This is a genomic window from Actinomadura sp. 1N219 (genome assembly GCF_044326405.1).
GTDB lineage: Bacteria > Actinomycetota > Actinomycetes > Streptosporangiales > Streptosporangiaceae > Spirillospora.
In genome coordinates, this window is the sequence record NZ_JBIRAY010000008.1 from 371640 (window position 1) to 395418 (window position 23779).

22 protein-coding genes are annotated in these 23779 nt (G+C 70.5%); 5 read left to right on the forward strand and 17 right to left on the reverse strand.

The genetic code is table 11. From position 1 onward, the window contains the following. Positions 1 to 52 precede the first annotated feature (52 nt). Positions 53 to 673 (reverse strand): LysE family translocator, encoded by a 621-nt coding sequence (locus ACH35V_RS25405; protein WP_395975600.1) that lies wholly within the window; start codon positions 671 to 673, stop codon positions 53 to 55. A gap of 74 nt (positions 674 to 747) precedes the next feature. Here ACH35V_RS25405 and ACH35V_RS25410 point away from each other — a divergent pair, with 74 nt between their 5' ends. Genes ACH35V_RS25410 through mug form a run of 3 tightly spaced genes read left to right on the forward strand, consistent with a single transcriptional unit; the run spans position 748 to position 2996 of the window. Further along, positions 748 to 1686 carry an aldo/keto reductase gene (locus tag ACH35V_RS25410; RefSeq protein WP_395975602.1) on the forward strand — a complete coding sequence of 313 codons (939 nt, stop codon included), beginning with the start codon at positions 748 to 750 and terminating at the stop codon, positions 1684 to 1686. 27 nt (positions 1687 to 1713) lie between these two features. Then, positions 1714 to 2433, forward strand: coding sequence for a sulfite exporter TauE/SafE family protein (locus tag ACH35V_RS25415; RefSeq protein WP_395975604.1), 720 nt, complete (start codon positions 1714 to 1716; stop codon positions 2431 to 2433). Then, the gene (gene mug / locus ACH35V_RS25420) at positions 2433 to 2996 is read left to right on the forward strand and encodes a G/U mismatch-specific DNA glycosylase (protein ID WP_395975606.1); all 564 of its coding nucleotides are present in this window, start codon (positions 2433 to 2435) and stop codon (positions 2994 to 2996) included. The genes ACH35V_RS25415 and mug overlap by 1 nt, the downstream gene beginning before the upstream one ends. A 4-nt stretch (positions 2997 to 3000) precedes the next feature. Here mug and ACH35V_RS25425 read toward each other — a convergent pair whose 3' ends face one another. From ACH35V_RS25425 to idi, 5 genes are all read right to left on the reverse strand, one after another. Then, positions 3001 to 3465, reverse strand: a complete 465-nt coding sequence (locus tag ACH35V_RS25425) for a hypothetical protein (protein ID WP_395975608.1) — start codon at positions 3463 to 3465, stop codon at positions 3001 to 3003. Positions 3466 to 3645: 180 nt separating this feature from the next. Further along, complete coding sequence (locus tag ACH35V_RS25430) at positions 3646 to 4488, reverse strand: carbohydrate ABC transporter permease (RefSeq protein ID WP_395975610.1); 843 nt, start codon at positions 4486 to 4488, stop codon at positions 3646 to 3648. Next, the gene (locus ACH35V_RS25435; protein ID WP_395975612.1) at positions 4485 to 5378 is read right to left on the reverse strand and encodes a carbohydrate ABC transporter permease; all 894 of its coding nucleotides are present in this window, start codon (positions 5376 to 5378) and stop codon (positions 4485 to 4487) included. The genes ACH35V_RS25430 and ACH35V_RS25435 overlap by 4 nt, the downstream gene beginning before the upstream one ends. A gap of 4 nt (positions 5379 to 5382) precedes the next feature. Continuing rightward, the gene (locus ACH35V_RS25440; protein ID WP_395975614.1) at positions 5383 to 6699 is read right to left on the reverse strand and encodes an ABC transporter substrate-binding protein; all 1317 of its coding nucleotides are present in this window, start codon (positions 6697 to 6699) and stop codon (positions 5383 to 5385) included. A gap of 124 nt (positions 6700 to 6823) precedes the next feature. Next, positions 6824 to 7402, reverse strand: a complete 579-nt coding sequence (gene idi, locus ACH35V_RS25445) for an isopentenyl-diphosphate Delta-isomerase (RefSeq protein WP_395975616.1) — start codon at positions 7400 to 7402, stop codon at positions 6824 to 6826. Positions 7403 to 7553: 151 nt separating this feature from the next. Between idi and dxs the strand changes: the two genes are divergently transcribed. After that, the gene (gene dxs / locus ACH35V_RS25450; RefSeq protein WP_395975618.1) at positions 7554 to 9539 is read left to right on the forward strand and encodes a 1-deoxy-D-xylulose-5-phosphate synthase; all 1986 of its coding nucleotides are present in this window, start codon (positions 7554 to 7556) and stop codon (positions 9537 to 9539) included. Here the strand turns inward: dxs and ACH35V_RS25455 are convergent. The 5 genes from ACH35V_RS25455 to ACH35V_RS25475 form a co-directional block, all read right to left on the reverse strand. Further along, positions 9536 to 9901 (reverse strand): hypothetical protein, encoded by a 366-nt coding sequence (locus ACH35V_RS25455; protein WP_131965692.1) that lies wholly within the window; start codon positions 9899 to 9901, stop codon positions 9536 to 9538. The two genes, dxs and ACH35V_RS25455, sit on opposite strands and share 4 nt — an antisense overlap. A 71-nt stretch (positions 9902 to 9972) precedes the next feature. Then, the gene (locus tag ACH35V_RS25460) at positions 9973 to 11322 is read right to left on the reverse strand and encodes an FAD-dependent oxidoreductase (protein ID WP_395975620.1); all 1350 of its coding nucleotides are present in this window, start codon (positions 11320 to 11322) and stop codon (positions 9973 to 9975) included. 60 nt (positions 11323 to 11382) lie between these two features. Next, complete coding sequence (locus ACH35V_RS25465) at positions 11383 to 12867, reverse strand: amino acid permease (protein ID WP_395975622.1); 1485 nt, start codon at positions 12865 to 12867, stop codon at positions 11383 to 11385. Positions 12868 to 13063: 196 nt separating this feature from the next. Continuing rightward, on the reverse strand, positions 13064 to 15157 hold the full coding sequence (locus ACH35V_RS25470) for a 3-hydroxyacyl-CoA dehydrogenase NAD-binding domain-containing protein (RefSeq protein WP_395975624.1): 2094 nt from the start codon (positions 15155 to 15157) through the stop codon (positions 13064 to 13066). Beyond that, entirely contained in the window at positions 15154 to 16356 is a 1203-nt protein-coding gene (locus ACH35V_RS25475; protein WP_395975626.1) for a thiolase family protein, read from the reverse strand. Before ACH35V_RS25475 ends, ACH35V_RS25470 begins: the two co-directional genes overlap by 4 nt. 150 nt (positions 16357 to 16506) lie before the next feature. Between ACH35V_RS25475 and ACH35V_RS25480 the strand changes: the two genes are divergently transcribed. Continuing rightward, a complete protein-coding gene (locus tag ACH35V_RS25480; protein WP_395975628.1) occupies positions 16507 to 18282 on the forward strand; it encodes an AMP-binding protein in 1776 nt (591 codons plus the stop codon). Here ACH35V_RS25480 and ACH35V_RS25485 read toward each other — a convergent pair. From ACH35V_RS25485 to ACH35V_RS25510, 6 genes are all read right to left on the reverse strand, one after another. Continuing rightward, the gene (locus ACH35V_RS25485; protein WP_395975630.1) at positions 18279 to 19508 is read right to left on the reverse strand and encodes a sensor histidine kinase; all 1230 of its coding nucleotides are present in this window, start codon (positions 19506 to 19508) and stop codon (positions 18279 to 18281) included. The two genes, ACH35V_RS25480 and ACH35V_RS25485, sit on opposite strands and share 4 nt — an antisense overlap. After that, positions 19505 to 20167, reverse strand: a complete 663-nt coding sequence (locus tag ACH35V_RS25490) for a response regulator transcription factor (protein WP_395975632.1) — start codon at positions 20165 to 20167, stop codon at positions 19505 to 19507. Before ACH35V_RS25490 ends, ACH35V_RS25485 begins: the two co-directional genes overlap by 4 nt. Positions 20168 to 20215: 48 nt before the next feature. Next, a complete protein-coding gene (locus ACH35V_RS25495; RefSeq protein ID WP_395975634.1) occupies positions 20216 to 21058 on the reverse strand; it encodes a hypothetical protein in 843 nt (280 codons plus the stop codon). Between the two features lie 99 nt (positions 21059 to 21157). Then, positions 21158 to 22033, reverse strand: a complete 876-nt coding sequence (locus ACH35V_RS25500; protein WP_395975636.1) for an SMP-30/gluconolactonase/LRE family protein — start codon at positions 22031 to 22033, stop codon at positions 21158 to 21160. 266 nt (positions 22034 to 22299) lie between these two features. Then, positions 22300 to 23445, reverse strand: a complete 1146-nt coding sequence (locus ACH35V_RS25505) for a tyrosine-type recombinase/integrase (protein ID WP_395975638.1) — start codon at positions 23443 to 23445, stop codon at positions 22300 to 22302. 124 nt (positions 23446 to 23569) lie between these two features. Beyond that, a complete protein-coding gene (locus ACH35V_RS25510) occupies positions 23570 to 23761 on the reverse strand; it encodes a helix-turn-helix domain-containing protein (protein WP_395975640.1) in 192 nt (63 codons plus the stop codon). Between the last annotated feature and the right edge of the window lie 18 nt (positions 23762 to 23779).

The following is a 23779-nucleotide window of genomic DNA, read 5'->3' on the forward strand; positions in this document are numbered from 1 at the left end:
GACACGTAGCGAGACGGGCCGCTCCGCATCTGGGGCGGCCCGTCGGCCTATGTCAGCGTTCTACAGCCACTCGGACGCCGAAACCGATGAACGCCAAGCCCGTGACCTGCTGCAACCGGCGCTTCACGGCCGGACGGGACAGGACTCTCCGTGCCGCGCTCGCCGCGACGACCACCAGCGCCAGCCACATCAGCACCTCGGCGACGTGGATGACGCCGAACAGCATGCTCGTCCCGAACATCGGCGCGCCGTCCGGGATGAACTGCGGAAGCATGCTCATGTAGAAGACGCCGACCTTGGGATTCAGCAGGTTGCTCGTCAGGCCGGTGCGCAGCGCGGTGACACCGGAGACGCTCGCGTCCGGCGCCTCCTCGGAGTCCCGCGTCCTCCGGCGGGCCTTCCACAGCGCCTGCCCGCCGAGCCACAGCAGGTAGCACGCGCCCGCGACGCGCAGCACGTCGAACGCGATCTGGGACGCGGCCAGCAGCGCGGTCAGCCCGGCGGCACTCGCCGCCGCCCAGCACAGCAGGCCCGACGCCACCCCGGCACTGGCGAGATAGCCCGTCCGGCGCCCGCTGGTCACGGTCGTGCGCAGGACGAGCATCGTGTCCACGCCGGGGGTGATCGTCACCAGGGCGGCCACCGCGGCGAAAGCGAGGCAAGCCGTGATCATATGCACCATTCTGCCAGGCATGTTCCCGCGCTCGGCGGGAACCGGACGGCGGGAACCTTTGATTGGATCGGAGCATGGCTGACACGAAGAAGATCGGCGACCTGGACGTCTTCCCGCTCGCGCTCGGCGGCAACGTCTTCGGCTGGACCGCCGACCGGGACCGCTCGTTCGAGATCCTGGACGCCTACGCCGGAGCGGGCGGCACCTTCATCGACACCGCCGACCAGTACTCCGCGTGGGTCGACGGCAACCGCGGCGGCGAGTCCGAGACCATCATCGGCGACTGGACGGCGGCCCGCCGCAACCGCGACGACCTGGTGATCGCGTCCAAGGGCGGCCGCCACCCCGACCACCAGGGCCTGTCCGCCCCGGTGATGAAGGCCGCCGTGGACGACTCGCTCAAACGGCTCCGCACCGACCGCATCGACCTGTACTACACGCACTTCGACGACCCGTCCGTCCCCGTCGAAGAGATCATGACGACGCTGGACGAGCTCGTCACCGCGGGCAAGATCCGGCAGATCGCGGTGTCCAACATCGAACTCGACCGGCTGGAGGCGTCCCTGGAGTTCAGCCAACGCGAGGGCACCGCCCGCTATGCCGCCATCCAGCCGCACTACAACCTCGTCTCCCGCGACACCTACGAGGGCGAGCGCCGCGCCATCGCCGAACGCCACGGCCTGGCCGCCGTCCCGTACTATGGCCTCGCCTCGGGCTTCCTGACGGGCAAGTACCGTCCCGGCGCCAGCGTGGACAGCGTGCGCGCCGGAGGCGCCGCCAAGCACCTCGACACCGAACGCGGCCGCAAGGTCCTCGCCGCCCTCGACATCGTCGCCGAGGAGCAGGACAAGGCCGTCGCGACCATCGCCCTCGCCTGGCTGGCCGCCCAGCCGACCGTCGCCGCCCCCATCGCCAGCGCCCGCACCCTCGACCAGCTCCCACCCCTGATCGACATGGCCGACACGGCACTGACCGACGACCAACTCCAGCGCCTCACCACCGCGTCCGCCTGAAATCTCCGGCATGTACCGTTCTACGGCGTGCCGGATCTCGAATTTCTGCTGATCGGCGGTCTGGCCGCGCTGGTGGGCGCGATCGTCCAGGGCAGCGTCGGCCTCGGCGTCGGGCTGGTCGCGACCCCGATCGTGACGATGCTGTACCCGTCCTTGATGCCGGGCACGATCCTCGTGCTCTCGGTCGTCCTGCCCCTCGCGACCCTCGCGCAGGAGGTGGGGCACGCGGACCTGCGCGGCATCGGCTGGGCCTTCGGCGGCCGCCTCGCCGGGACGCCGCTCGGCGTCCTCCTGGTCGTGGCCGTCCCCACCCGTGCCCTCGGCATCGTGATCGGCGTCGTCGTCCTCGCCGCGCTGGCCGCCGCCACCTGGTCGCGCGAGGTGCCGCGGAACCGGCGGACGCTCACCACCGCCGGGATCATCTCCGGCATCACCGGCACCGCGTCCGGAATCGGCGGACCGCCCGTCGCCCTGCTCTACCAGCGGGAGAGCGGCCCCCGCGTCCGCGCGACACTCGCCGTGTTCTTCACCGCCGGCGCGCTGCTCTCGCTGACCACCCTCGCGCTCGCCGGACGTCTCCCCGCCCGCCAGGTCACCGCGGGCCTGGAACTGCTCCCGTTCGTCCTGGCCGGCTTCCTCGCCGCCGCCCCGCTACGCCGCTACCTCGACGCCGGACACCTCCGCGTGGCCCTCCTCATCGTCGTAGGCGCCTCCGCCATGACCCTCATCATCCGTAACCTGATCTGATGCGTCCTACTAAGGGTGAGCTGGAGGCTGCTCGCGATCGTGTGATTCCCGACGTCCTTCCGGAGGGCGGTGGGGGGTTGCGAGTGCTTTTCAGCGGTATCAACCCCGGGCTCTACTCCGGGGCGACCGGTTTTCATTTTGCGCGGCCTGGGAATCGGTTCTGGCCCGCGCTGTATCGGTCGGGGTTTACCGATCGGCTACTGGATCCGTCCGAGCAGGAGCTTCTGCCTTCGTATGGGCTCGGCATCACCAATTTGGCGCATCGCACTACTGCGCGTGCTGATGAGTTGACTGATGTCGAGCTTCGGGAGGGTGGGGCCCGGCTTGTTGAGCTGGTTGAGCGTTATCGGCCGTTCTATCTTGCTGTCGCTGGGGTTACGGCCTATCGCACTGCGTTCGGGCGTCCGCGGGCTCAGATCGGGCCGCAGGACGAGGCGTTCGGGACCGCGAAGGTGTGGGTTCTGCCCAATCCGAGCGGGCTGAACGCCTCGTGGCCGCTTGACCGGATCGTCGGCGAGTTCGGTCGCCTCCGTGAGGCCGCCGAGGCGCTCAGGGGGACGTGAGGGCTCAGGGAGTGCGGTCGAGGGCGGCCGCCGTGGTGACCATGGTGGTGACCACCTGGATCAGGGTGGGCTTCGGCTCCCAGAGGCCCGGACGGCCGAGGGCCACGATCGGGCGGGGGAGGGCCCGGACGCCGGCGAGGCGCCAGTGGTGCGTCCCCGGGGTCGACCAGGGGCCGCAGTCGCAGGCGCCGCCCGTGACGCCGCCCGAGCAGACGTCGTCGAGGTCGGCCATCGCGATGACGGCGCCGATGGTGGCGAGCGGGTCGCGGGGATCCCAGCCGGCGGCCTGGATGAGCGGGGAGTCGCAGGCCTTCAGGTCGACGCGCATGGACGCGTGGATCAGCAGCGGGCCGCGGTAGGCGGTCGGCAGGGGCTGGTTCGAGACGGTCTTGCCGCCGCGCGCGATCGTGAAGGCCCAAGGCTGCTGAACACTGATCGCCTGCACGCGGTCCACCTCCAGTGCTCGCACGTCCTCCCACCGCCACGGGATCCCCCGAGGCCCGGCGAGACGCCGGCACACCGCGCAGTGATGTCCGAGAGGTTAGGCGCATTCCGGCGGAATTGCCAATGGACGAGGCGAGCGCGTCGCCGTCCAGGTATGGACCGATCGGAAAGCGCTTCGATTCCCGACCGATTTCCCTGGTCGTCCTCACCCCTTCAGCGCTCCCGCCATTAGGCCGCGCATGAAGAAGCGTCCGAGAAGCAGGTAGACGAGGACGGTCGGCAACGACGCCAGTAGCGCCGAGGCCATCTGCTGGTTGTACTGGACGGCCACCGCACCCGACCCGGCGAGATTGTTCAGCATCACCGTGACCGGCCAACTGTCGGGCGTGCCCAGGAAGACGGCGAACAGGAAATCGTTCCACAGGGACGTGAACTGCCAGATCAGCGTGACCGCGAAGGCCGGGCCGGAGACGGGCAGGATGATCGACCAGTAGGTGCGGAGCATCCCGGCGCCGTCTACGCGGGCCGCCTCGATCAGCTCGTCGGGGACGGTGACGTAGTAGTTCCGGAAGATGAGCGTGCAGATCGGGATGCCGTACACGACGTGGGCCAGGATGAGGCCGCGGATCGTCCCGGCGAGCTCCATGTCCGTCAGCAGCCCGGCCAGGGGGATCATCACGGCCTGGTACGGGATGAACATGCCGAACAGGAACAGCGTGAACACGACGTCGGAGCCGGGGAACCGCCATTTCGACAGGACGTAGCCGTTCAGCGAGCCGAGCACGGCGGAGATCAGCGAACCCGAGACGGCTATCTTGACGCTGTTCTCCAGGCCGGGGCGGAGCTCGGTCCACGCCGCGCTCCAGCCGGACGTGCTCCAGTTGCTCGGCAGGCTCCACGCGCTGCTCGGGTCGGCCTCGTCCAGCGGCTTGAAGCTCGTGACGACGAGGACGTAGACGGGGATCAGGAACAGCAGGACGAAGACCAGCAGGACGGCCAGCTTCACCGCCTGCGCCGGACGGCCCGCGGTGGGCGCCGGGGCCGTCATCGGGACCGCTCCGTCCGGACCGACCAGACCAGGTAGGGGATCACCAGGACGGCGACGGCCACCAGCAGGTACGTGGCGATCGTGGCGCCGTTGGCGGGGTCGTGCCGGTCGAAGATCTCGACGAAGGTGGCGACGGCCGGGACGTAGGTGACGATCTGCTTGCCCGCGATCGCCATGATCAGGTCGAACACCTTGAGCGAGATGTGCCCGAGGATGATCAGCGCGGACAGCGTCACCGGGCGGAGCTGCGGGAACACGACGTAGCGGTACACCTTCCACTCGGACGCGCCGTCCACCCGCGCCGCCTCCCGCAGCTCCTCCGGGACGCTCCGGAACCCGGCCAGATACAAAGCCATGACATATCCGGACATCTGCCAGATGGCGGGGAGGGCCATCGCCGCCATGCCCCAGGTCGGGTCCTGCCACCAGCTGTTCGCCAGCGCCCCCAGCTGCAGTTTGTCGAACAGCTGGTTGAGGCCGACCGCGCGCTCCGGCGGCGCCGGGTTCATCAGCCAGCGCCACACCACGCCGCTGGCGATGAACGACACCGCCATCGGGAACAGGTAGACGACGCGGAACGACGCCTCGCCGCGGATCCCCTTGTCCATCAGGAACGCCAGGAACGCGCCGAGCACCAGGGCGCCGACGACGAACACGGCCGTGAACACCAGGGCGTTCTGGACGGCGCCCGGCCAGCTCGGCTGGTCCCACAGGTCGACGAAGTTCTTTCCCTTGTCGAACCCGTACTCGCTGACCTCGTCGTGCTTTCCGCTCAGCGCGACCCGCGTGTTCCAGAAGATGAGCCCGTACACGAACAGGCCGATCGCGACGATGGACGGCGAGAGCAGCAGCAGACCAGGCAGCCACTTCCTACTACGGCGGAGCCTCACCGGTTCACAGGCCGCTGTTCTTGGCCGCGTTCACCAACGCCTCCTGCAGTTTGGCCGCGTCCTTGCTCTGGAGGAAGAGACCCACTGCGGTGTCGATGTCGGCGTGCCACTTGTTGTTGGCGTTCACACCGTGCCAGAACGAGCCCGCCAGCTTGGTGTTCGGGCTGTTCCACTGCTCGAACGCGTCCTTGAGGTAGCCCGTGTAGAGGCTCCTGTCGGCGTCCTTGCGGGCGGGGATGGAACCCTTCTTCGGGTTGAACAGGTCCTGCCCCTCCTTGCTGGACACCTCCTTCAGCCACGCGAGGGCCCCGGCCCGGTGCGGCGCGCTCTTGGGGAGGGTGAAGCTGTCCGACAGCCACATGTAGGTGCCCTCGGTGCCCGGCGCGGGCGCGTACTTGAAATCGGTGTCGAGCTTCTTGCCGAGACCGTTCGGCGCGCTCCCGACGAAGTAGCCGTACGCCCAGTCGCCCATGATGTTGAACGCGGCCTTGCCGTCCACGACGGCCTTCGCGGCGCCCTGCCAGTCCGTGGACGCGGCCTCCAGCGTCGTGTACTTCATGATCTCGGCGAAGTCGTTCAGCGCCCTGGTCACGGCCGGGGTGCTCCAGTCGGCGCCCGGCTTCCACAGCGCGTTGTAGGCGTCGGTGCCGAGATCGCCGAGCAGGACGTTCTCCAGCAGGTGGTCGGCCGTCCACTGCGCGCCGAGCGACAGCGGGACCTTCTTCGTCTTGTCCTTGACGGCCTTCAGCGCCGTGATGAACTCCGCGATCGACTTCGGCGCCGCCGAGATCCCGGCGTCCTGGAGGATGCCCGGGTTGTACCAGAGGACGTTCGACCGGTGGATGTTCACCGGGACGGAGTAGATCTTGCCCTGGTAGGTGATCTGGTCGATGAGCTGCTGCGGGTACACCGACTTCAGGTTGTTCTGCTGGTAGAAGTCGTCCAGCGGCTCGATCTGCCCGGCCTTGATGTAGTCGAGCAGCTCCGCGCCCGCGTGGCCCTGGAACGAGTCCGGCGGCTTGCGGTTCTGCAGCCGGCTCGCCAGGACGGCCTTCGCCTGCGTCCCCGACCCGCCCGCGATGGCCGCGTTGACGAACTTCGTGCCCGGGTTCTTCTTCTCGAAGTCGGCCTGCATGGCCTTCAGCCCGTCGGCCTCGCCCGGACCGGTCCACCAGGAGAAGACCTCGACCTGGGACTTGTCGTTCGAGCCCTCGTCCTCGTTGGCGCCGCAGGCCGTCAGGGCCAGCGCGCCGGTCATCGCGCCCGTCATCGCAAGGGCCGCGAAGACCGTCCGGCGGTTCCTGGGAGCACGTAGTCGCATCGTCCGATTCCTCCGTTCCCGGAAAAGCAAGCGTCCGTTCGGACGCCCGCGCGGGTCAACACCGGGGACGGAAAAGTGATCTAGCGGTGATGCGAGCGCCACGCAGCGTGCGAGGCGCGGGGAGTTACCAAGCGATGGCGGGCGGTAGGTCGCCGGGGCCCGCGTCCGGCCAGTCCAGGGGAGCGCCGAGGGGCGCGAGCTCGGCGAGCTGGAGGCGGTACCACGGCGACGACTCGGGCCGCCGGGCCAGCTCCAGGCAGCGGTCCCACGTCCACCATTCCGCCTGCTCGACCTCGGCGGGGTTCGGCCGGACGGCGGAGTCGGCCGGGACGGTCGCGCGCACGACGGGGCACCGCTCGTTCTCGACGGTCCCGTCCGCCGCGACGGCCCGGTACTGGAACCGGGGCAGGACGGACGTGAGCTCCGCGTCCGGCATGCCCAGTTCGTCGCCGAGCCGGCGGAGGACGGCGTCGCGGAGCTTCTCGCCCGGACCGGGATGGCCGCAGCAGCTTCCCGTCCACACGCCCGGGAACGTCCGCTTGTCGAGGGCGCGCTGAGTGATCAGAACGCGACCCTCCGTGTCCGCGACATAGCAGGAAAAGGCCAGGTGGTACGGCGTGTCACTATGGTGGCTCGGGCCCTTCGGAGCCGTTCCGACGGCCTCGTCGTCCGCGTTGAGCAGCACAATCTCTTCGACGCCCATGCTCAAGTCCTACCCCATGCGCACCGGCGGGGTCAGCCGTTTCACACCCGCGGGGCAGGTGCCCTCCGGCGCGTCGCGGGCGAACCGGGATTAAACTCGGAACGGCCCGAGCCAGGGGAGACCCGATCCCCCACGGAGGAGTTGAAAACGAGTGAGCTTGCTTGAGGCGATCACGGGTCCCGACGACCTCAAACGACTGGACGCCGCTCAACTGCCTCGGCTCGCGGAGGAGATCCGCGAGTTCCTCGTCCAGGCGGTCTCCAAGACGGGCGGCCATCTCGGGCCGAACCTCGGCGCGGTCGAGCTGACGATCGCGCTGCACCGCGTCTTCGACTCGCCGCACGACAAGCTGCTGTTCGACACGGGCCACCAGGCGTACGTGCACAAGATGCTGACCGGGCGGCACGACTTCGAGCGGCTGCGCAAGCGCGGCGGCCTGTCCGGCTACCCGAGTCGCGACGAGTCCGAGCACGACGTCATCGAGAACTCGCACGCCTCGCCCGCCCTGTCCTACGCGGACGGTTTCGCCAAGGCGTTCCAGCTCCGCGGCGAGGACGACCGGGCCGTGGTCGCGGTCGTCGGCGACGGCGCGCTGACGGGCGGCATGTGCTGGGAGGCGCTCAACAACATCGCCGCCGGCGGCGCCGGACGTCCCGTCATCATCGTCGTGAACGACAACGGCCGCTCGTACTCGCCGACGATCGGCGGGCTCGCGTCCCACCTCGCCGACCTGCGCGTCACGCAGGGCTACGAGAACGCGCTCGACCTCATCAAGAAGACCGTGCCGCGCGCGCCGGTCGTCGGCAACGTCGCCTACGAGGCGCTGCACGGCATCAAGAAGGGCATCAAGGACGTCCTCCAGCCGCAGGCCATGTTCGAGGACCTTGGCATCAAGTACGTCGGCCCGATCGACGGCCACGACGAGGACGCCGTCGAGCGCGCGCTGCGCCGGGCCCGCGGGTTCGGCCGTCCCGTCATCGTGCACTGCATCACCACGAAGGGGCGCGGCTACGCCCCCGCCGAGAACGACGAGGAAGACTGCATGCACGGCGGCGGCGCGTTCGACCCCGCCACCGGGCAGTTCGTCCGCAAGTCGGGCGGCCCCGCCTGGACGAAGATCTTCGGCGAGGAGATGGTCGCGATCGGCCGCGAGCGCCGCGACGTGGTCGGCATCACCGCCGCGATGCTCCACCCGGTCGGGCTCGCGCCGTTCGCCGAGGCGTTCCCCGACCGCATCTTCGACGTCGGCATCGCCGAGCAGCACGCGGTCACGTCCGCGACCGGGCTCGCGATGGGCGGGCTGCACCCGGTCGTGGCCGTGTACGCGACGTTCCTGAACCGCGCGTTCGACCAGGTCCTCATGGACACGGCGCTGCACGGGCAGCCCGTCACGTTCGCTTTGGATCGCTCCGGGGTGACGGGCGACGACGGCCCCAGCCACAACGGCATGTGGGACCTGTCGATCCTGCAGCTCGTCCCCGGCATGCGCATCGCCGTCCCGCGCGACGGCGCCCGGCTGCGCGAGCTGCTGCGCGAGTGCGTCGCGGTGTCGGACGGCCCGACCGCGATCCGCTACCCGAAGGGCTCCGCCGCCGCCGACATCGAGGCGGTCGGCAAGGCCGGCGAGATGGACGTCCTCGCCCGCCACGACGGCTCCAACGGCACCCGCGTCCTGCTGGTCGCGGCCGGGTCGATGGCGACGCCCGCGGTCGAGGCCGCCGAGCTGGTCGCCGCGCAGGGCATCGGCGTCACCGTCGTCGACCCGCGGTGGGTGAAGCCGCTCGACCCGGCGCTCGCCGGCCTTGCCCGCGAGCACGCGCTCGTCGCCGTCGCGGAGGACAACGGCCGCACCGGCGCGGTCGGCGACGCCGTCGCGCGGCTGCTGCGCGACGAGGGCGTCGACGCCCCGATCCGCACGTTCGGGATCCCGCAGGAGTTCCTCGACCACGCGGCCCGCGCCGAGATCCTCGCCGACATCGGCCTGACCCCGCAGGCCCTCGCGCGCGACATCACCGAGCACATCGCCCGGATCACCTCGTCCGAGTCCGACGCGCCCACGGCGTCCGACAGGGAGGCGTCCGACCGGGAGGCGTCCGACCGGGAGGCGTCCGACAGGGAGGCGTCCGACCGGGACTAGACGCCCTCGGCGGACAGCAGCTGCCAGAAGTGGGTGATGGACGCCGCGGACGTGCCCAGCTCGCGGCCGGAGTACGTCCATCTCCCGCGCAGCCGCCACGGGCGTCCGGCCCCGTCGCGGACGAAGACCTGGAGCGGGAAGCAGGCGTCGTGCGCGCGGATGACGCCGGACGTGTCGACCGAGGGGTCGAGCCGGGGCTCGCCCTCGCACCGCACGCCCATCACGGACGTGCGCGGATCCTGGCGCAGGAGCCCTTGCGTCAGGTCGTACACGAGTACGGAAACGTAGTCGGGGCCGAGCCACCTCAGGTCGGGCACCGTCTCGGGTGGGGGGAACCCGTACAGTTCTGGACCGCCGGTCACAGGCCGCACCGTAGCGCTAGCGTGACATGTCCGTCACTACTTTCCCGGCGGGATATTGCCCGGAAGGTGAATTATTCTCTTCCGCGGCACGCGGACGTCATCGCCTCCCAGCGGGCGAGCTTGACGCGCTCGCCGCGGTCGAGCCGGCGGGCGAGGGCGATCTCGGCGGCGTCGAGGTTGAGCCAGTCGTCGTAGGTGACGACGCGGAGGCCGCGCGACTCCAGCAGCTCCTCGATCGTGAGCTTCCGCCGCGTCGGCGAGCCGGTGACGTCCGCCAAAAGGTTGCGGACGGTCTCGGCCGCGTCGGACTTGTTGGTCCCGACGACGCCGGTCGGCCCGCGCTTGATCCAGCCGGCGACGTACTCGCGGGGCACCGGGCTCCCGTCCGGGCCGAGGATGCGGCCGCCGTCGTTCGGGACCGTGTGGGAACGCTCGTCGAACGGGACGCCGTCGAGCGGGACGCTCTGGTAGCCGACCGACCGCAGCACCATCCCGACGGGCAGCGTCTCGAACTCGCCGGTGCCGGTGACGCGTCCGTCGTCGTCCAGGCGGGTCTTCTCCAGCCGCAGGCCCTCGACGCGTTCCGTGCCGACGATCTCGGCGGGGGCGCGCCAGAACCGCACGTCGATGCGGCGGAGGCGGTCGGCGGGTGGCTCCTCGGTCCAGGTGTTCAGGACCTTGACGTTGCCGCGGACGTGCCGGTCGCTCTCGGCGAGCTCGGCGCTCGCCGGGTCGAGGTCCATGTCCTCGGGGCTGACGTGGATGCCCGCGTTCGGCAGCTCGCCCAGCTCCCTGGCCTCCTTGGTGGTGAACTTCGCCTGCGCCGGGCCGCGCCGCCCGATCATGTGGACGCGCTTGACGCGGCTGCCCGAAAGCGCCTCGATGACCTGCTCGGGGGCGTCGGTCTCGCGCAGCTCGTCCGCCGTCTTGGCGAGGATCCGGACGACGTCGACGGCCACGTTCCCGACACCGATCACCGCGACCTCCTCGACGGACAGGTCGAACTCGTGGTCGGCGGCGTCGGGGTGCCCGCAGTACCAGTTGACGAAGTCGGTCGCGGCGATGCTGCCGGGCAGGTCCTCGCCGGGGATGCGCATGTGCCGGTCGACCATCGCGCCGGTGGAGTAGATCACGGCGTCGTAGCAGTCCAGCAGGTCGGCGCGGCTCAGGTCGCGGCCCAGCTCGACGCAGCCGAAGAACCGGACGCCCGGCGTCTCCAGCACCTTCTGCAGGTACCGGGCGATCGCCTTGATCGACTTGTGGTCGGGCGCGACGCCGTAGCGCACCAGCCCGTACGGCGTCGGCAGCCGGTCGAACACGTCCACCCGGACGTCCCCGTCCGTCTGCTTGACGAGGGCCTCGGCGGCGTAGATCCCCGCCGGGCCGGAGCCGATCACCGCGACGCGCACAGGTTGAGCCATGCGCGCCATTGTGCCCACCCTGCGCCGAAAACGACACCGTGAGCCCGGTCACCGAGCGTGTCAGCGTTTCGCGGCCGGTTCATTAGACCGCTGCAGGCGGCTGTTCCGGTAGCCGTACAGGGCGTAGACGACGATGCCGATGGCCAGCCACGCCAGGAACCGCAGCCATGTCTCCACCGGCAGGTTGATCATCACGAACAGGCAGGCCAGCACCGACAGGATCGGGATGACCGGCACCCACGGGGTGCGGAAGGCGCGCGGCAGGTCCGGGCGGGTGCGGCGCAGGATGACGACGGCGACCGAGACGACGAGGAACGCGAACAGCGTGCCGATGTTGACCAGCTCCGCCAGCTCGGCGAGCGGGATGAACCCGGCGAGCACGGCGGCGATCACGCCCATGAGGATCGTCGACCGGTAGGGGGTCCCGAATCGCGGGTGGACGGCCGACAGCCAGGCGGGCAGGAGCCTGTCCCGGCCCATCGCGAAGAGGATCCGGCTCATCCCGAGCAGCAGGATCATCACGACGGTGATGAGGCCGGCGACGGCCCCGACGTCGATGATCGTGGCGTACGCGGAGTGCCCGTTCGCCTTGAACGCGTCCGCGAGCGGCGCCTCGGTGCTCAGCTCCGAGTAGTGCTGCATGCCCACGACGACGATCGACACGGCCGCGTACAGGATCGCGGTGATGACGAGGGAGCCGATGAGCCCGATCGGCAGGTCCCGCTGCGGCCGGCGCGCCTCCTCGGCGGCGGTGGCGACGATGTCGAAGCCGATGTAGGCGAAGAACACGATCGCGACGGCGGAGAAGATGCCGAGCCAGCCGTAGGTGGCGGGCGTGATCCCGAACAGCACCTGCATGAGCGGCGCGGCGAGGCCGCCGGCCTCCTCGGTCGACTTCGACGGCGGGATGAACGGGTCGTAGTTGTCGCCCTTGACGTAGAACAGCCCGGCGATGATCACCAGCAGCACCACCGACACCTTGATCGCGACGACCACCGCGGTGACCCGCGAGGAGATCTTGATGCCGAGCACGAGCAGCGCCGTCACCGCCAGCACCAGCCCGATCGCGGGGACGTTGACCGTGCCGCCGTCGCCCGGCGGGGCGGCGATGGACGCCGGCAGCGTCACGCCGACGTCGTCCAGCAGCGCGGCGAAGTAGCCGGACCAGCCGACCGAGACGACCGCCGCGGCCAGCCCCATCTCCAGGATGAGGTCCCAGCCGATGATCCAGGCCGGGAACTCGCCGAGCGTGGCGTAGGAGAACGTGTACGCCGACCCCGCCACCGGGACGGTCGAGGCGAACTCGGCGTAGCACAGCGCCGCGAGCCCGCACACCACGGCGGCGAGGATGAACGACAGCGCGACCGCGGGCCCGGCCTTTTCCCGGGCGACCTGGCCGGTCAGCACGAAGATGCCCGTCCCGATGATCACGCCGACCCCGAACACGGTCAGGTCCAGCGCCGACAGGGCGCGCCGGAGCCGGTGCCCGGGTTCCTCCGTGTCGCGTATCGACTGCTCCACCGACTTCGTGCGCAGCAGAGTCATCCTCCCCGCCCTTTCCCGTCCGGGTCGCCGGATCGTCCGCCCGGTCGCCTGATCGTCGCGGCCGTCAGCCCTATGCCCGAAAGCGGGCTGCTTATGATCAGACCGGCCGATTGACCGTCCGTGACGTGCGGAAACATCGGAAAAAAGGCGTTCCGGCCGCGGCCGGAACGCCTCTTCACAGCGGGTAAAGCGAGGGTCAGGCGGGGAGTGAGGCGACCCCCGGGTCGAGGAAGCGGCGGCCGGTCGCCTTCTCGGAGACGCCCGTCCTGTCCAGGTACGGGGTGATGCCGCCGAGATGGAACGGCCAGCCCGCGCCGAGGATCATGCAGAGGTCGATGTCCTGCGGGGCCGCGACGACGCCCTCGTCCAGCATGATGCGGATCTCGTCGGCGAGCGCGGCCAGCGCCCGGTCGAGGACTTCCTTCTCGCTGGACGGGCTGTCCCCGCCCCCGAAGATCTCCACGGCCTCCGGGTCGAGGGAGAAGTCGGGCAGGTACACGCCGGACTTACCGGCCGCGACCAGCTTCGCCAGGTTGTCCGACAGCGGGAACCGGTCCGGGAACGCGGCGTGCAGGGTCTCGTTGACGTGCAGCGCGATCGCCGGGCCGACGAGGCCCATCAGCACGAACGGCGGCATCGGCAGGCCCAGCGGTTGCGCGGCGCGCTCGGCCGTCTCGATGGGGGTGCCCTCGTCCACCGCCCGGACGATCTCGGCGAGCAGCCGCAGCAGGACGCGGTTGACGACGAACGCCGGAGCGTCCTTGACCAGCACGCACGACTTCTTCAGCGCCTTGCCCGTCGCGAACGCGGTGGCCAGCGTGGCGTCGTCCGTCGCGGTGCCCCGGACGATCTCCAGCAGCGGCAGCACCGCGACCGGGTTGAAGAAGTGGAAGCCGACCACCCGCTCGGGGTGCTTGAGGCCGGACGCCATCTCGCTGACCGAGAGGGATGAGGTGTTGGTCGCGAGGACGCATTCGGCCGAGACGTGCTGCTCGACCTCGGCGAACACCTTCCGCTTGACCGACATCTCCTCGAAGACGGCCTCGATGACGAAGTCGGCGTCCGCGAAGGCGTCCTTGCCGAGCGAGCCGGTGATCAGCGACTTGAGGCGGTTGGCCTTGTCGGGGGAGACGCGCCCCTTGCCGAGCAGCTTGTCGATCTCGCCGTGCGCGTAGCCGACGCCCTTGTCGAGCCGCTCCTGGTCGAGGTCGGTCAGCACGACCGGGACCTCCAGGCGGCGCGCGAACAGCAGCGCGAGCTGGGACGCCATCAGCCCCGCGCCGACGACGCCGACCTTGGTGACGGAGTAGGCGAGCGACGCGTCGGGCGCCCCGGCCGGCTTCTTCGCGCGCTTCTGGGTGAGGTCGAACGCGTACAGCCCGGCGCGCAGCTCGTCGCTCATGATCAGGGAGCACAGTGCTTCATTTTCGGCGGCGAAGCCCTCGTCGCGGGTGCGGTCCTTGGCGGCGGCGACCAGGTCCAGGGCCTTCAGGTAGGACGGGGCCGCGCCGTGGAGCTTGCCGTCCACGTTCCAGCGGGCCATCGCGACGGCGTCGTCCCACGCCTTGCCCGTGTCGACCTCGGCCCGCCGGACGGTGATCTCGCGGTTCAGGACGCGGGCCGTCCAGGCGAGCGACTCCTCCAGGAAGTCGGCCGGCTCGAAGACCGCGTCCGCGATGCCCAGCTCGTACGCCTGCGGGCCCTTGAGCATCCGGTTCTGGGACAGCGGGTTCTCGATGACGACCTTGAGCGCCTTCTCCGCGCCGATCAGGTTCGGGAGCAGGTACGTCCCGCCCCAGCCGGGGACGAGGCCGAGGAACGTCTCGGGCAGCGCGAACGCCGGGACGCCGGACGAGATCGTCCGGTACGTGCAGTGCAGGCCGATCTCGACGCCGCCGCCCATCGCCGCGCCGTTGTAGTAGGCGAACGACGGGACGTGCAGCTCGCCGAGCCGCCGGAACACGTCGTGCCCCAGCCTGGCGATGGCCGCCGCGTCCTCCCGCCGCCGGATCAGCGGGACGCCGTTGAGGTCGGCGCCGACGGCGAAGATGAACGGCTTGCCGGTGACGCCGACCGCGGCGATGTCGTCGCGCACGGCGATCGTGTCGAGCGCGGCGTCCAGCTCGGCGAGGCCGTTCGGCCCGAACGTGTTGGGCCTGGTGTGGTCGTGCCCGTTGTCGAGCGTGATGAGCGCGAGCGTGCCCGCGGAGTTGGGCAGCGTCACGTCCCTGACGTGGGCGTGCGTGACGACCTCGTCCACGAAGACTTCTCCAACGGCTGCGTCGCTCACCTGGACCCCTCCCAGTTCACGTTCTCCCAGAGGACCGTTCCGCCCATGCCCATGCCCACGCACATCGTGGTCAGTCCGAACCGGACGTCCGGACGTTCCCCGAAAAGGCGGGCCAGCTGGTTCATCAGCCGGACGCCGGACGAGGCGAGCGGGTGGCCGAGCGCGATCGCGCCGCCCCACGGGTTCACGCGCGCGTCGTCGTCGGCGAGCTTGAAGTGCTCCAGGAACGCCAGGACCTGCACCGCGAACGCCTCGTTGATCTCGATGAGGCCGATGTCGTCCATGGTGAGGGCGTTGCGGGCGAGGAGCTTCTCGGTGGCCGGGACGGGCCCGACGCCCATCACCTCCGGCTCCACGCCGGCGAACGCGAAGTCGACCAGGCGCATCCTCGGGGTCAGGCCGAGTTCGGCGGCGACGTCCTCGGCGGCCAGCAGGCAGGCGGTGGCGCCGTCGTTCAGCCCGGCGGCGTTCCCGGCCGTGACGTTGCCGTGCACGCGGAACGGCGTCTTCAGGGCGGCGAGGTCTTCCAGCGTGGTGCCGGGACGCGGCGGCTCGTCGTCCGTCGCGAGCCCCCACCCCTTCTCCGCGGACCGGATCGCGGTCGGGACGAGGTCCGGCTGGATCTTCCCGGCGGCGTAGGCGGCGGCGACCTTCCGCTGGCTCCGGACGGCGTAGGCGTCCGCGCGCTCCTTGGTGATCCCGGGGAACCGGTCGTGCAGGTTCTCCGCGGTCGACCCCATGACGAGCGCGGACGGGTCGACGAGCCTCTCGGCGAGGAACCGCGGGTTCGGGTCGACGCCCTCGCCCATCGGGTGCCGTCCCATGTGCTCGACGCCGCCCGCGATGACGACGTCGTACGAGCCGAACGCGATGCCCGCGCCGGTCGTGGTGACGGCCGTCATCGCGCCCGCGCACATCCGGTCGATCGCGTAGCCGGGCACGCTCTTCGGCAGCCCGGCCAGCACGGCGGCGGACCGCCCGATGGTGAGGCCCTGGTCGCCGGTCTGGGTGGTGGCGGCGACGGCGACCTCGTCCACCCGCTCGGGCGGGAGGGACGGGTTGCGGCGCAGCAGCTCGCGGATCGCGCGGACGACCATGTCGTCGGCCCGGGTCTGCGCGTACAGGCCCTTGGGGCCCGCCTTGCCGAACGGTGTGCGTACGCCGTCGACGAACACGACGTCGCGTGCGGTGCGAGGCACGGATCGTCCTCCCTGCGATGGGTCCGGATGTGCTCCTGACCGCAATGCTACTCGTCAGTAACCGCTGACGTCCGACCCGTCTCGCGGATTGCCTTGTCCAGCGCGTGAACCCGTGGATAACGTGGCTGGAAATCGCCGGAGGAGGCCGCGGTGACGCACGCGAGGCCCGCTTATCGGCCGGGGATGCGCCGGCGGCTCGGGCACATCCGCGACCTCGCCTCCCTCCTGCTGAGGACCGGGCTGCTGCTCGCCGGCGGCCCCCGCCGGGTCGGCCCGCAGCTGCGCGCCCTCAGGCGCTGGGGCACGACCCTCGCCGGGCTGGTCGCCTCGTCCGCCGCCCGCTCCCCGTCCCGCCTCGCGCTGATCGACGACGACGGCGCCGTCACGTACGGCGAGCTGGACGAGCGCGCCGCGCGGCTCGCCGCCGGCCTGCCGCTGAGCGGCCCGCGCCCGCGCGTCGGCGTGCTCTGCCGCAACCACCGCGGGATGGTCGAGACGCTCGTCGCGTGCAGCCGGCGCGGCGCCGAGGTCGTCCTGCTCAACACCGGCTTCGGCACCGGCCAGATCCACGCCGTGCTCGGCGAGCTGCGGCCCGACCTCATCGTCGCGGACGCCGAGTTCGCGCCGCTGCTCGCCGACGTGCCGCTCGCGCTGCGCCGGACGGTCCTGTGGTCCGACCGGGACCCCGGCATCGACGGGATCGTGGCGTCCGTCCCGGCGGCCGGCGCCGCCGCCGCGCCGCCGCAGATCCAGAGCCGCACCATCATGCTCAGCGCGGGCACCACCGGACGCCCGAAGGGCGCCCGCCGCCCGCCCCGCCCCGGGCTGTGGCCGCTCGCCTCGATGACGTCCCGGATCCCGCTGCGCGCCCGCCAGACGATGATCATCGAGGCGCCGCTGTTCCACACCTGGGGGTACGCGGCGCTGCAGATGGCGTGGGCGATGCGGGCGCCGGTCGTCCTGCACCGCCGGTTCGACCCCGAGCGGACGCTGCGGGCCGTCGCGTCCCACCGCGAGACGGCCGTGTTCGCCGTCCCGGTGATGCTCCAGCGGATCCTGGACCTCGCGCCCGAGGTCCGCGCGCTCTACGACACGTCCGCGCTGCGGATCATCGCGCTCAGCGGCGCCGCGCTTCCCGGCGACCTCGCCACCCGGATCATGGACGAGTTCGGCGACCGGCTCTACAACGTGTACGGCTCGACGGAGGCGTCCTGGGTGTCCATCGCCACCCCGCGCGACCTGCGGCTCGACCCGCGCACCGCCGGGCGGCCGCCCCGCAACACCGCGCTGGCGATCCTGGACGCGCGGGGCCGCAGGCTCGGCCGCTCCACCATCGGGCAGATCTTCGCCGCGAACGAGCTGCTGTTCGAGGGGTACACCGGCGGCGAGCCGATGGAGGTCCGCGACGGGCTCCTCGCCATCGGCGACCTCGGGCACATCGACGACCGCGGGCTCCTGTTCGTGGACGGGCGCGGCGACGGCGTGGTCGTGTCGGGCGGCGAGAACGTCCTCCCGCGCGACGTGGAGGACGCGCTGCTCGGGGTCCCGCAGATCCACGAGGTCGCCGTGGTCGGCGTCCCCGACGACGAGTGGGGGCAGCGTCTCGCGGCGTACGTCGTCCTGCGGGCGGGCGCCTGCCTGGAGGCGGACGCCGTCCGCGACCACGTGCGCGCCCACGTCGCCCGGTACGCGGTGCCGCGCGACGTGCACTTCATCTCCGAGCTGCCCCGCAACGCGACCGGCAAGGTCGTGCACCGCTGGCTGGCCGCGCGTCCCGGCCGTCCCGGCGGCCGTCCCGAGCCGGAGGGACGCGTCGAATGGCCGCGCCCGAGCCCGCGCCCAGGCCCGCAGCCGGGCCCGCAGCCGAGCCCGCGGCCGCAGCCAGGCGCGCAGTCGCAGCCGCCCGCCGCCGAACCGGCGAGCTAGGGCACCGCGGCCGCCAGGGCCGGGACGGGCCGGTCGGAGACGGGCAGCCGCACGGTGATCGACAGCCCGCCGCCGTCGCGCGGGACCGTCTCGATCGTGCCGCCGTGCGCGTCCACCACCGCCCGGACGATCGACAGCCCGAGGCCCGTGCCGTCCGCCGACCCCGTCCGCTCGCGGGTCCCCCGGTCGGGCCGCAGCCGCCGGAACGGCTCGAAGATCGTCCCGACCTCGTACGACGGGACGGGCCGCCCGGTGTTGACGACCTGCAGGAACGCCGTGCCGTCCCGCACCCCGGTGCGGACCCACACCCGCCCGTCCTTCACGTTGTACTTCACCGCGTTCTCCAGCAGGTTCACCGCGCACCGCTCCAGCAGGACGGGATCGCCGGTCACGACGGCGGGCGCGAGCCGCGCCTCCACGTCCACGCCCGCCTCGTCGGCCAGGTCGTCGAGATGGCCGAGCGCGCCGTGCACCACGTCCGGCAGCGGGGTCGCGGTCCGGGCCGCCAGGTCCCGCTCGGACCTGGCGAGCGTCAGCAGCCCGTCGATGAGCCGCTCGTGCCGGGCGGTGTTGCCGAGCAGCACGTCCGCGAGCGCCTTCGTCTCCGGCGGGCTCTTCCGGCTGGCCAGCGCGACCTCGAGGACCGTCCGGTTGATGGTCAACGGCGTGCGCAGCTCGTGCGAGGCGTTCGCGACGAACCGGCGCTGGACGTCGAACGCGCGGTTCAGCCGGTCCAGCATCCGGTTGAACGTGTCGGCCAGGTCCTTGATCTCGTCCTGCGGGCCGTCCAGCGCGATCCGCTCGTGCAGGTTGCTCTCCGACAGCCGCCGCGCCGTCGCGGTGACCGCGTGCAGCGGGCGCAGCATCCGCCCCGCCACCACGTACCCGATCGCCACGGCGAGGACGCCGAGCACCAGCATCGTGATCAGCGAGCTCTGCAGCAGCTGCTCCAGCACGTCGCGCTTCTGCTCGGCGACCTGCCGGTTCGCCTCCGCCTTCAGCTCCATCAGCGCGCTCACGTCGCCGCCGGACGCCAGATTGCGCAGCCGGGTGAAGGTCGCCGGGGTGACGTCGTCGCCGGTCAACGCGATGCGCTGGTCCATGGTCCGGACGGTCAGCAGGTACGTCACCGCGACCAGGACGGCCGAGCTGAGCAGATAAAGCGATCCGTACACCAGCGTCAGCCGCGTCCGGACGCTCACCCTGGGCACCGCAGGCGCCCTCATCGGGCCTCCAACCGGTACCCGGAGCCCGTCACCGTCTCGATCACGGGCGGTTGGCCCAGCTTGCGGCGCAGCGTCGCCATCGTCACGCGGACGATGTTGCTGAACGGGTCGATGTTCTCGTCCCACGCGCGCTCCAGCAGCCGTTCGGCGCTCACCACGCCGCCCTCCGCCCGCAGCAGCTCCTCCAGCACGGCGAACTCCTTCTTCGTCAGCCGCAGCTCCCGGCCGTCCCGCGCCACCCGCCGCCGGTGCGGGTCGAGCCGGATGCCCCGCCGCTCCAGCACCGGCGGCACCGGCGGTCCCGACCTGCGCGCCAGCGCCCGCACCCGCGCCACCAGCTCCCCGAACACGAACGGCTTCGGCAGGTAGTCGTCGGCGCCGAGGGACAGCCCGTCCACCCGGTCGCCGACGTCGCCGGACGCGGTCAGCATCAGGATCCGGACGGGGCTCCGCCGCGCCACCAGCTCGCGGCACACGTCGTCGCCGTGGACGGTCGGCAGGTCGCGGTCGAGGACCACCACGTCGTACTCGTTGTAGGACGCCCGCTCCAACGCGTCGTCGCCGTCGTACACCACGTCGACGGCCATCGCCTCTTCGCGGAGCCCTTCGGCGATCGCGTCCGCGAGCACCCGCTCGTCCTCGACGATCAGAACACGCATGCCGCAGAGCATGACCGGTGGCAGGTTAAACGCCGGTAAGGAACCGAGCTAGAGGCCGGGGCAGGTGTAGATGATGTCCGCGGTCCCGCCCGGGGCGAACGTCACCGTCCCGCTGATGGACCCGCCCAGGTGGCAGAGGAAGGTCGGGCGCACCGTGACCGGCACCGACACCGACTCCCCGGCGTCCAGCTTCCCGTCGCCGCCCGTGGCGATCTGCCCGCTCACCGAGCGGACCGCCGACACCGACCACGTCACCGGACCGCCCTTGGCGGTGAGCCGGATGTCGCAGGCGCTGGGAAACGCGCTCACCCGGAACGCCTGGCAGAGTGCGTCGTCCACCAGGAGGCGCCCCTTCAGGGCCGCCGGCTCGTGCCGCTTCTCGGGCTTCGACGGCGACGGGCTGGGCGCCGGCAGGTCGTCACGCTGCTCGGGAGGCGGCGGCGCCGGCAGCGGCGGGAGGCTCGGCGTGGGCTCCGCGGACGGCGGCAGCGGCGTGTGCATCGCCATCGGCGGCGCGACGGTGCCGTACGTGACCTCGAACAGCATGAGCATCCCGACGGTCAGCGCGACCCCGGCGCCGACCCCGGCGATCACCATTCGCCGGCGTCCCCGGCCCTGCGCCTCCCGGCACTGGTGGCGGACCAGCCCGTACAGCCACTCCTGGAGCGCCTCCGGGGGCGGCACGAGCTCGGGCCCGTCCCGCAGCATGAGCACCGCCGACCGGACGGCCTCGACCGCCCGGTCGTGGTCGCCGAGCAGCACCTCGGCGTACTCGACGAGTTCCGGCCCGTACACGCTGTAGATCTGGCCGCCGACCCCCGGGCGCCGATCCCGGAGCGCTTCGACGATCCGCACGTCTTCGCTCGGTGTCTGAGCGGAATGCCTGGACACGGGGCGGATTCTACCGCAAATATGCACGTTTAGTAACGGGCCGGAATCGGACAGTTGATCTCCCTTTCATCCTGATTTGTGGGCATTTCTAAGGACCAGTCAGGGCTGGACGGCGATGATGTCGTACGGGGTGTCCGGGGCCGGCGGAGTGCTGAACCGGGCATTCGGGAGATATAGCTGGTTCCCGGACTTCGCCACGGTCGTCGGGACGTCGAACCGCGGATCGGTCAGCTTCTTGGCGACCTTTCCCGCGGTGGCGTCCTCGTTCAGCTCGATGACGGCCACGGTGTTGAGCGCGTTCTGCACCGCGTACAGGGTCCGGCCGTCGAGCAGGATCCCGTCCCCGGCGGTCAGGACCTCGCCGCCCAGGTCGATCGTCTTCGCGACGCCGGTCTGCGAGTCGACCTTGAACAGCTTGCCGGTGTTGGACTGGATGAGGACCAGCGACTTCCCGTCCGGCAGCGCGGCGATCCCGTTGGCGTTGAAGCCCTGCTGGTAGACGAGGTCGCCGCTCAGCGGCACGGTCTTCACGTCCCCGGGGTCGTCCTCGTCGAGCGGGATCCGGTAGATCTGCGGATTGGTCGAGTCGGTGAGGTACGCGCCGTCCGCCGCGACGGTGACGTCGTTGACGAACGCCGTCTTCGTCGTGAGCTTGAACGACCGCAGGACGGCGCCCGTCCGGGTGTCCACGATCCGCGCGTCGCCGCCCCGCCCGCCGGCCACGTACAGCCGGTGCCCCTGCGTCTTCATGCCGAGCGAGGGCGTCCCCGGCCCTTCGTTGATCACCTCTCCCTCTCCGGTGCGCAGATCGGCCCGGTAGATCGCGCCCGTGGCCCGCGAGCCGAGGAACGCCACCTTCCCGGGCCCGGCCGCGATCCCCTCGGGCTGGAACCCGGCCGGCAACGCGATCCGATCGGGCGGCGCCGCCGCGTCACCACGCGCGGACGCCCCCACGGGAACCAGAAGCCCGACCATCAGTGCAGTGCTGAGAATTCGAGACCACATGGCATCAACGTCCCGCACATACCCCCAGCGGGCCAGACCCATTACCCGCGCCCCCACCATCCCCACCGCCGAACACCTGCTCAACGCCCCCCTGGCACGCATTACCGGCACGCTCAGCCAACCCCACACCCCGCCGACTTCCCCACACCACTAATGCGGGTTTCGTCTCGATCTTGCTTCCGTGCCAGTTCAGCGGGTCGGATGACGTCGGAGGGAGCCGATTCGGGAGCCATTTCCTAGGCTGACCTGCTCTTCTCGTCTTTGAAGATGACGTTCATCTTCTCGGCACCTGTGGTGATCACGGGCCGGAGTTGGTGACGGTAGACGGTTCGGGTAGTGCGCGTGTCCGAGTGGCCCACAAGATCGCTGATCTTCTCTAGGGCCACGTCGTTGTCGCTCATGATGGACACGAAGGTGTGCCGGAGTTCGCGCGGTACCCACGTGGTGCCGATACCGGCCGCTTGCGTGATGCGCTGGAAGCGCCGTAGGACGTCGTCGCTTGTGTAGGGCGTCCCGTCCTCCTTGCAGAAGACGAGGTTGTGGCCCTGCCAGGCGTCGCCTGCGGCGAGCTTCTCGGCCACCTGACGCTTGCGGAGCGCCGTGAGCGCATCAACGGCCATGTCCGCCATGGCGATGCCTCTGCGGCTCTTCTCGGTCTTCGTGTCGCCTCCTTCTCGATCGGAGCGGAGGACGTAGACGACCTTCTTCTTGAGATCCACGTCGGACCACGTGAGCGCTCGGAGTTCCTCCGTACGGAGACCAGAGACGATCGCGAGGATGACGTACGCGCCAAGCCGGTGCTGCGGATCCTGTGCGGTCTTCAGCAGACTGCTCGCCTGCTTGAGGGACATGGACCGCGACCGCCGCGTGGGTCGCTTCCCCTGGGGAGTGTCGACCAGTAGGGCCACGTTCCGCCCCACCTTGTCGCGCCGCTCCGCGAGGCGGATCGACCGCCGTAGCAGGCCGTGGACGATCTTGAGCGTCTGTGTGGACATCACCTCGGCGCATTCGTCTAGCCACGTCTCGACGTCGTCTGCCGTGAGGTCCGTGACCTTGATCTTGCCGAGTTTGGCGGTGATGTGGTGATCGACAAGGCCGCGATAGGTGCGCATGGTCCCTTTGCTCTTGCCTTGCTTGGCAAGGTGAGCGAGTAGGGCATTCGCAGCCTTTTCTACCGTATAGGTGCGTTCGGCCTGGATTCCCTTCTCAAGTTCGTCGACCAGGTCTTTCAGCTTCGCCTTGACGATCTCCTTCGTCTTCCCCTTCCTCTTTGGGCGGTTGCGCGTCCCGTCCGGTTTGAATCCGAGCGAGATGGCTCCCGTGTAGCCATTGCCCTCCGGGTAGATGGTCGCGTCGTAGTTGCCGATGAGGATCTTTGCCAACGGATCCCTCCCTCGTATCGATCGAGGTCACCACAGACTCTAACTCAAGACGTCCCAAGACGTCCCTAGGTTGGGAGGTCCGTTTTCTGGTCGAGTGACCGAACGGACCTCCCGGCAGGTGGGGTCAGTGCCTCTCTTCGAGGGCGGGCTCTTCGAGGGAGGTGATGAACTCGGCGAGGTGCCGGTCAGTGATGCGGCGCAGCTTGCCGATCTTGATGCTGCGGAGTTGGCCGGTGCGGATCAGGAAGTAGACCTTGTCCCGTCCGATGTTGAGGATCTCGGCTACTTGCTCGACGGTGTACGCCTGCACGGACACCACCTCCTCTCACCCGGG